The following is an 8,689-nucleotide window of genomic DNA, read 5'->3' as shown; positions in this document are numbered from 1 at the left end:
TTTTTTCATCGGGACATTCTCTCAAGAAAAGTGGTCTCCGACAAACCCGGTACGGTTCAATACATCATTCAGCCAACTTATGATGATTTTTGCAGTGTCTTTGGGCTGTGGATTATTGATTGGTTTAGAACGTGAACGCAGTAAAAGTAGGCATAAAACTAAAACATTTGCAGGTTTTAGAACTTTTGCAATCACCTCACTTTTAGGTACGTTGTGTTTTTTATTTAACTTAGATATTGGAATCACAGGGGCAATTCTAGTCGGTGCAATTAGTATTGCGTCGCTACGTAATCAACAAGATGATCCAGGGGTTACAACAGAACTTGCCTTTATCATGACCTATTTTATAGGTGCAGTATGTATTTGGAATATCAATTTAGCGGCAGGTCTTGCTGTCACTTTGACCATACTGCTCTTTGCCAAAGAAACATTACATGGATTGGCTAATCAATGGATTAGCGAGACTGAATTAAGGGATGGTGTTTTATTACTGGCACTTATTCTTATTGGATTACCTTTAGCACCTGATAAAGCGTATTGGGGACCCGTTTTAAATCCTTATACGATTCTCAAGTTACTCAGCTTGATTTTATTGGTTCAAGCGTTAGCTCATTTTGCCAAACGCTTGTTATCTTCTAGAAATGCGATCGTGTTTTCCTCCTTAGCTTCAGGCTTTGTATCAAGTACTGCAACTGTCGCAAACTTAGGTATGGAAGTTCGTAATAATCATGCCGACCCTAAAATCAATGCAGGTGCTGCGCTGATGTCTTGCGTTGCAACTTTAGTTCAAATGCTGATTATCGTCGCTAGTATCAGCATGGCATGGTTAGAGCTTCTTTTAATACCTAGTTTAATTTCGACCTTATTACTATTTGCATGGTCTATTTATCTGTTGCGTAAATCTACTAAAAATGAGCTAAGTCAAAAAACTGATGAAAGTCGTATGTTTAGTTTTAAAAATGCGATTGTCATTACAGTAGCATTATCCACCGTACAAGCAGCCGTTTATGGCTTAAATTTATGGTTAGGTAATAGCGGACTTATTATTGGAACATTCATAGCCTCTTTATTTGAAATTCATGCGGCAATTGCTGCGATTGTCGTCCAAGGCAATCCAAATACGGCTCAGGCAACACCATTGCTAATTGCTTTAATGGTTGGTCTATGTGCCCACGCGATGTCAAAAAGTATTAATGCTGGGCTTACAGGCGGTTATAAATACGCACTTGCATTCGTTCCAGCACAGATTCTTCATATGGCTATTTTAGTTATTTTAGTTTGGGTATCCCGCTGATAAATATAATAGTAAAAGCTGACATTAAAGTTTGACAATTTCGATGGTATTCGCTATAACTTTGAAATTTACATCGAATTGGGAAAACTTCATTTTATAAATCCGTTCAGCATCCTCATGATATGCAGGTCTTGGGTCTAAAGCCAATACTTGCTCCATTTCATTAAATATGCGAATAGGTATTTGGTCTTTTTGGATAAATTGTTGTCGTTGATGCAATGCCATCTCACTCCAAATAACTTGCTTACGCTGAGGCTCTTCTTGAGCATATCCACTTAATGCATTTGCAATAGAATCCGAATATTGAATATAAGGTTTAATGTCTACAATCGGCGTACCATCTAGCAAATCAGCACCTGTAACATAAATTCGAACACGATTTGATAACTTTTCAATACGCAAGAATTGCACTACAGATAGTCCAATCGGAGATGGTCTGTACATACTTCTTGTGGCAAAAACACCAATTTTTTGATTACCACCTAATCTAGGTGGTCGAACTTGTGCTCGAAATTTATGTCCAGCATCAGTGTTGTTTGCTTGATGCTTATTGTCATGGAACTGCCAAAGTAGCCATAAATGACTAAATTCATCTATCCCTTCAAAAGCCAATATATCGTTATAAGGCTCGATCATTTCGAGATATGACTCCACCTGAACCAAATTTGGTTGTCGTGGAATGCCAAATTTTTCACAATAAGGTGAATGCATATAACCAATGATCGGAATTGTAACAACGGGATTCATCACTTTTTCTTATAAAGACAATTAAATATATTCAGTTTATAGAGAATGATTTTAGATTAGAATAGCAATCTGTTTCTTTTAACTGTGATCGAGACCTTTAATGGCTGCTTTTAACGTTGAACGCATTACTCATGTTCACCACTGGAATGACACGCTTTTCAGTTTTAAAACTACACGCGACACAAGCTTACGTTTTAAAAATGGTCAGTTTGTGATGATCGGACTTGAAGTGAATGGTAAGCCTTTAATGCGTGCTTATTCGATTGCGAGTGCGAATTATGAAGAAGAATTAGAATTCTTCTCGATTAAAGTACCTGATGGTCCTTTAACTTCTATTTTACAAAAAGTTCAGGTTGGTGACGAAATCCTTATTTCAAAAAAACCAACAGGTACTTTAGTACATGATGATTTATTGCCTGGTAAAAATTTATACCTTTTATCTTCTGGTACTGGTTTAGCACCTTTCCTTTCACTTATTCGTGATCCTGAAACTTATGAAAAGTTTGAGAAAGTGATCGTTGTACACGGTACACGTTATATTTCTGAACTTGCATATCAAGATTTGATTCTTAATGAGCTTCCAAATCATGAATTTTTCGAAGAGCTAGGAATCAAAGATAAACTCGTATATTACCCTACAGTTACACGTGAACCATTCCATACACAAGGTCGTGTGACTACTGCTATTGAAACAGGTCAATTATTTGAAAAAATTGGTTTGCCACGTTTCAATCGTGAAACTGACCGTGCAATGTTATGTGGTAGCCCTGCTTTCTTGAAAGATGTAGCTGCACTTTTAGATGAACATGGTCTCGTTGAATCACCACGTATGGGTGTAATGGGTGATTATGTAATCGAACGTGCTTTCGTAGAAAAATAATACCTATGCATTAATAAAAAAGCCGAGGAAGATATCCCCGGCTTTTTTATTATTAAATCTTATTAATAGCTTATTTAGTGATCTTTAATAATATTATTTAGAGCAATAAAACTATTTATTAAGCAGCTTCTAAAGAAATTAATCGCTCAATATAATACCAACACTCTTCAATTTGAACATGATCTTGATTTACCTTTGCAAGTGTCGTCATCCCATCAAGAATATTGATATACATCGTAGTTAACACATGAGGTTGAAATACTTTTGCCTTTTCAAATAGATCTTCAACTAAATTCATTAACCAATTTCTATAGTCGACAATTGGACCAATAATAGATGGGTATTGTTGTAAAATTTCCAATGAAGCCTTTTGAAACATACAACCATGGAAATCATCCGAGTTAAACCATGACACATGCCAAAAATATACTGCTTTAATTTTTCCTAAATAATTACCCTCATCAATCTGATTTAATTGTTGCTCAATCGCTTGCTGAATGCTTTTATTTCTTCTAGATAAACACTCTTCGATTAGACTCTCTTTAGATGGGAAATACTTGTAGAAAGTCATCTTAGCGACGCCTGACTCACTGATAATTCGATCAATTCCTATAGAACTATAGTTATGACGGTTAAATAAATTCAGTGCCGTTGTAATAATATCTTCTTTTTTTGACATTTTATTATCCTTTAGAATTTTATCAAAAAACTTAATGTATTATTTAGACATAGTAAATGCTGGATAATTCTGGCTACTATGCTTATTCATATTATTTTAAGAGTATTATCGATAATATGGAAACTTTTCTTAAACAACTCATGATTAAGTTAAGCAAAAAAGTAGGAATACACAAGATAATTTGTAAAAAAATTTTTCTTATAAATAAAACAGTCATTATTGTGTGCATTAAATCACTTTTTTACAATAATAAATTAGCTAATTAAGTACATCCCTTAGTTTTCAAAAACGAGAATCAATTGCTTTCAAAAAAAAATCGTCTTATATTTTATTAATCCAATAAAAAGATTTTTGGTTGAACTAAAAGATATATTTATAAGCGACCAAAAGAAATCGGCAATATATAATTGGAAAAAGCAATAATATTAATTCATTGAGTAGAAGACTATGCCAAAAAAATTTGAAGATTTTGATAACCCAAGACAGAAAGCTATAGACGGAATGAAAAATAGTATTTCTGAAGATTTATGGAATAAGAACGTGCAATTTCTCAAAACTTTACGCGAAGAGATTTCACAACATCCTGTGTCTAAACACCCTGCAATTCAGCTATTAAATGATGGCTCAATTGATAAAGAAACCTTAAAGCATATTCATCTAGAATACCGACATGCCATAGTGCAAGTATTTACAGATGCTTTATTGATGGCTCAATTCCGAACCAAACAACTCGAACCTCGCCTGAAATCAGGTTCAAAGATGTATGCCCGCTTCTTACTCAACCTCAATGTCTTAGATGAGTATGGCTATCGTCCGGCCTTAGATTTCAATGGATACTATGCTGGTAATCCTGATTATGCACACTATCCTTTATTTGAAGATGTACTCGATGATTTCGAATTAACACAAGCGGAGCGCAACAATTATCAGCCCTCGATTATTGCTCAACAAGTGAAAAACTATCTTGAATATGCTTTCGATCGTTATGAAGCCGTAACAGCGTTATTGGCTGTTGCAGAAGAAGAAGTTATTCTTTTTAGTCCTCCCTTGCGTCAAGCAACTAAAGCTGTAGGCTTTAACGTTGACAGTGGTTACTACTATGTGCATGGTGTTTCACAAGATGAAACTGCTGAAGCTGCTGACGATGACCATGAAGATGATCTCTGGTTTGTTCTAGCTCAAGCCTGTGTAGAATCTGACTATCCTTATATCCGACAAATTTGTTTAGAATATTGTGATTTATGGCAACAATTCTGGGATGAACAAATTGCAACTTATCAATTTGAATCGTTTAGAAAACTTGCATAATTTTCTTCTTAATAATAAGGTCATCTCCAAATCAAGGATTAAGATGACCTTAAAATTTTCGTTCGATTAATCAATACTGATGTAAATAAGATCAACTGCTAAAAACTTTCGCCAATCATAGTGAGCTTGAAGCGAATCTTTTTAGTGTTTCTGAATGATTCTGCCTTTTAACAGCGAAGTTTACATAAGCTGTCAAACTTGTAGCCAATTGCGTTACAATTCAAGTTTTATTACCTTTCAATCCAATGTTTGCACACTTCGATTTCAATCTTCTAGTTTTGCTGATCTTATTAGGATTTGGTGTTTTCAGTCAAAATACGGCTGTTATGATTGCAACAGCTGTACTAATCATAGTGAAAATCACTCCGCTCAATCAGCTTTTTCCTTACATTCAGCAACATGGTTTAAACATCGGAATTATCGTATTAACCATTGGTGTTCTTTCCCCAATCGCAAGTGGAAAACTCAGTGGTGAAAGTATTTTAAAATCATTCCTAAGTTACAAATCTCTTTTGGCTATTGCTGTTGGCATATTCGTGGCGTGGTTAGGTGGGCGAGGTGTGAAATTGATGAGTCACCAACCAGACGTTGTAGCAGGATTATTGATTGGAACAGTCGCGGGTGTTGCATTATTACGTGGAGTACCTGTTGGTCCCCTAATTGCAGCAGGCATATTATCGATATTGATTGGTAAGAGCTAATATCTCAAACCAATCAGATAACCTGCCGTTATAAATGTACCAAATCTATAACACAGACTTTAAAACGATCAAATTAACGTTCGTAATACATCACACGCTTTTGTGAGAATTTTTCTAATTGCTTTAAAAAGCCTTCAAAATAGCTTTTCTCTTTTTCGTCAGTACGATAACCCGCATAGAGCGTTCTTCTCAAACCTTTTGGTGAAACACAATCTAAGCGACGACTCACCACCCATCCTTTTTGCTCATATTCATTCACAACCCAATCAGGCAAAGCTGCAATACCGCGCCCACTCGCTACCAGTTGAATTAACATCTGAGTCAAATCAGTAGTCCGAATGTGTTTTGGCAAAATATTCGCGGGTAAAAACAGATGAGCCATAATATCCAAACGATGCTTATCGACTGGATAGGTAATCAAAGTCTCTTCTGCCAGATCTTGAACGGTAATATGTTCTGCTCTCACCAAATGATGTGTATTTGATAAAACTAGACGTGATTCATACTCAAAGATTGGAAAGTATTCTATACCCTTTAGCGCAATTGGATCTGCCGTGATCAGTAAGTCAAATTCAGCGTTTTGAAGAAGTTCATGCGGGTTTGACTCAAAACCTGCAGCAAAGTCTAAATCTACGTCAGGATATTGTTGACGATATTGATTTAATAAAGGCATGAGCCAATCGAAACAGCTATGACATTCAGAAGAAAAAATTATGCGACCTGTTTGCCCATGTACGATTCGAGTGATATCCGTCTGTGCAATTTGAACTTGTGGTAGCACATCATCAGCTAATTTGAGGAGTCGCTCACCCACATTTGAAAAACTCACAGGACGGCTACGTCGATTGACAACTTCTACACCATACCAATGGTCTAATTCTTTTAACTGATGAGAAATAGCAGATGGAGTCAGACATAAATCTGCCGCTGCGGCAACTAAAGAGCCATGCTCTCTTAAAGCGAGTAGTGTTTTTAAATGTCTAAGCTCTAACACAGCACCAACCATTATTGAATTTATTTCATCTTAGCACAAAATTAATGAGTTAACCTCACTATATATTTCTGCTATTCCAAATGTCTAAAAAACGACTTACATCATATACATCATGTGTCAAATTCATGTGAACACACGACACTATTTCTTTGAATTAACAAATGCCTTGAGTTCATTTACGTTCCTTTTCACATTTTTGCAACTGTCTTGAATATAATAGTAGCGTCACTTTTTCCTTAATATGTTATGTCATCTCCCTCAGAATTGAATCAAACAAAACAATATTCCTTATTTCTTGTAATTTTCTCCTTGGCTATTGGTAGTTTCTGTATTGGTACTACTGAATTCGTCGCAATGGGTCTTATTCAAGAAATTGCAACTGATCTTCATGTCAGTGTCCCACATGCAGGTTATTTCATCAGTGCTTATGCATTAGGTGTGATGGTGGGTGCTCCTATCATTGCGATCTTAGGTGCTAAAGTGCCTAGAAAGACTTTATTATTATCACTAATGCTGTTTTACGGTCTCGCAAATGCTGCCACTGCATTTGCCACGTCTTCAGATGCAATGCTTATTTCTCGATTTATTGCAGGATTTCCTCACGGCGCATACTTTGGTGTAGCAGCATTAGTCGCGGCTGAGTTAGCAGGTAAACATCGTCGTGCAACAGCGATTGCACAAGTTATGATGGGCTTAACCATTGCGAATGTGATCGGTGTTCCTAGCGCCACTTGGTTAGGACAACAGTTTGGTTGGAAGGCAGGATTTGAATTTTCTGCGACAATAGCTTTCATTACACTGATAGGCGTAAGTTTATTTGTACCCAATATTCCTTTGCAAAAAACAGCTAGCATTAAAGCTGAATTAGCTGGGCTAAAAAATATTAATATGTGGCTGACTTTGGCAGTTGGAGCAATTGGTTTTGGTGGCATGTTCTCTGTATATAGCTATGTGTCTCCTATACTGACTGAATATACACATGCAGATATCAGCATTGTGCCAATCGCTTTAGCAATATGGGGAACAGGCATGGTCATCGGAGGCTTAGTAGCTGGTTGGTTGGCTGATAAAAGCCTATTCAAAACCATGATTGGTATTCTTATAAGTTCTGCATTGGCCTTTGTATTTGCAAGTTTTATGATGACAAATCTTTATACAGCCATCCTTGCTTTATTTTTAATTGGATTCACCGTAATTGGTTTAGGCGGTGCCTTACAAACACATTTGATGGATATTGCGGGTGATGCACAAACTTTAGCAGCATCTTTGAATCATTCAGCATTCAATTTAGCAAATGCCTTAGGTGCATTTCTAGGTGGATGGGTATTGAGCCAGAATATGGGTTGGTTAGCACCAATATGGGTTGGCTTTGTTCTGAGTTTAGGCGGTTTGATTATTTTATTAATTGCCCTTGCCTACGCTAAATATTCAGCAAATAAACAGTCTGTTATTCTTCAATGACAGACTGACGAATTTTTTCGTTAGTGTACTAACTTATAAAACTGTCGGTCATGCCATTTAGACAATAAGAACAAAGCACTGACCGATCCTATCAAGGCGAAAAACATATCTGACTGGGTATCCCACTCATAACCTTGTGTTCCCAAAAACTCTTCTGCACCTTCACCAAGCGCAAGTGCTGCAGCCCATTCTATTAACTCATAACTAGCACTTATCGCAAGCACAATAGAAATGACAATAAAAATCAGCATTTTTCCATGCTTTAAGATGTCATTTCTCAGCAAAATTTCACGTGCTGCAATTGCTGGAACAAAACCTTGCATAAAATGCCCAATTTTATCGTAAGGATTTCGATCTAAACCAAACCATTCTGCCATTTCAAATCCCAATGGCACACGTGCATAGGTATACGTTCCACCAACAATCAATACCATGCAATGAATAAAAATTAATACATAGAGAAGATTAGTCAGAGGAAATCTTTTATAAGTGTGAATCAATAGTGGAACGACAATTAATACAGGTAATACTTCCATGAACCATGTACGACGGTCAAAAGGATCAATTCCCGAAATAATTAAACTCAAAACTAAAAAGAGCATCGCAAACAACAACACTAATTTTT

Annotated in this window: 9 protein-coding genes; 5 read left to right on the top strand and 4 right to left on the bottom strand. The window is 36.3% G+C overall.

Annotated elements, in window-relative coordinates; all coding sequences use genetic code 11:
* The first annotated feature begins 79 nt into the window (after positions 1–79).
* Positions 80–1,294, top strand: a complete 1,215-nt coding sequence (locus tag A2003_RS08545) for an MgtC/SapB family protein (protein ID WP_286687156.1) — start codon at positions 80–82, stop codon at positions 1,292–1,294.
* A gap of 24 nt (positions 1,295–1,318) precedes the next feature.
* Here A2003_RS08545 and tsaA read toward each other — a convergent pair whose 3' ends face one another.
* Positions 1,319–2,041 carry a tRNA (N6-threonylcarbamoyladenosine(37)-N6)-methyltransferase TrmO gene (tsaA, locus tag A2003_RS08540; protein WP_004962340.1) on the bottom strand — a complete coding sequence of 241 codons (723 nt, stop codon included), beginning with the start codon at positions 2,039–2,041 and terminating at the stop codon, positions 1,319–1,321.
* A gap of 100 nt (positions 2,042–2,141) precedes the next feature.
* Here tsaA and A2003_RS08535 point away from each other — a divergent pair, with 100 nt between their 5' ends.
* Positions 2,142–2,921 (top strand): ferredoxin--NADP reductase, encoded by a 780-nt coding sequence (locus A2003_RS08535; RefSeq protein ID WP_004911671.1) that lies wholly within the window; start codon positions 2,142–2,144, stop codon positions 2,919–2,921.
* 118 nt (positions 2,922–3,039) lie between these two features.
* Here the strand turns inward: A2003_RS08535 and A2003_RS08530 are convergent, their stop codons facing one another.
* Positions 3,040–3,600 (bottom strand): TetR/AcrR family transcriptional regulator, encoded by a 561-nt coding sequence (locus tag A2003_RS08530; protein ID WP_004962344.1) that lies wholly within the window; start codon positions 3,598–3,600, stop codon positions 3,040–3,042.
* Positions 3,601–4,047: 447 nt separating this feature from the next.
* On the opposite strand from A2003_RS08530, the gene A2003_RS08525 reads away from it, so the two are divergent.
* Together A2003_RS08525 and A2003_RS08520 are read left to right on the top strand one after the other, a co-directional pair.
* The gene (locus tag A2003_RS08525; protein WP_039047843.1) at positions 4,048–4,908 is read left to right on the top strand and encodes a heme oxygenase-like domain-containing protein; all 861 of its coding nucleotides are present in this window, start codon (positions 4,048–4,050) and stop codon (positions 4,906–4,908) included.
* Positions 4,909–5,153: 245 nt separating this feature from the next.
* Positions 5,154–5,609 carry a DUF441 domain-containing protein gene (locus tag A2003_RS08520; protein WP_004911679.1) on the top strand — a complete coding sequence of 152 codons (456 nt, stop codon included), beginning with the start codon at positions 5,154–5,156 and terminating at the stop codon, positions 5,607–5,609.
* Between the two features lie 73 nt (positions 5,610–5,682).
* Here the strand turns inward: A2003_RS08520 and A2003_RS08515 are convergent, their stop codons facing one another.
* Positions 5,683–6,603, bottom strand: coding sequence for a LysR family transcriptional regulator (locus A2003_RS08515; protein WP_005402501.1), 921 nt, complete (start codon positions 6,601–6,603; stop codon positions 5,683–5,685).
* Positions 6,604–6,849: 246 nt separating this feature from the next.
* Here A2003_RS08515 and A2003_RS08510 point away from each other — a divergent pair, with 246 nt between their 5' ends.
* On the top strand, positions 6,850–8,064 hold the full coding sequence (locus A2003_RS08510; RefSeq protein ID WP_039047842.1) for an MFS transporter: 1,215 nt from the start codon (positions 6,850–6,852) through the stop codon (positions 8,062–8,064).
* A 20-nt stretch (positions 8,065–8,084) separates the two neighbouring features.
* Here the strand turns inward: A2003_RS08510 and A2003_RS08505 are convergent.
* On the bottom strand, positions 8,085–8,689 hold a 605-nt coding region (locus A2003_RS08505; RefSeq protein ID WP_286687155.1), incomplete at its 5' end, for a DUF2238 domain-containing protein.

Origin of the sequence: Acinetobacter sp. GWC1_38_13 (assembly GCF_001767535.1) — a bacterium.
Lineage (GTDB): Bacteria > Pseudomonadota > Gammaproteobacteria > Pseudomonadales > Moraxellaceae > Acinetobacter > Acinetobacter junii.
Note: the sequence above shows the minus strand (reverse complement) of the source record. Positions and strands in the feature narration are given on the sequence as shown.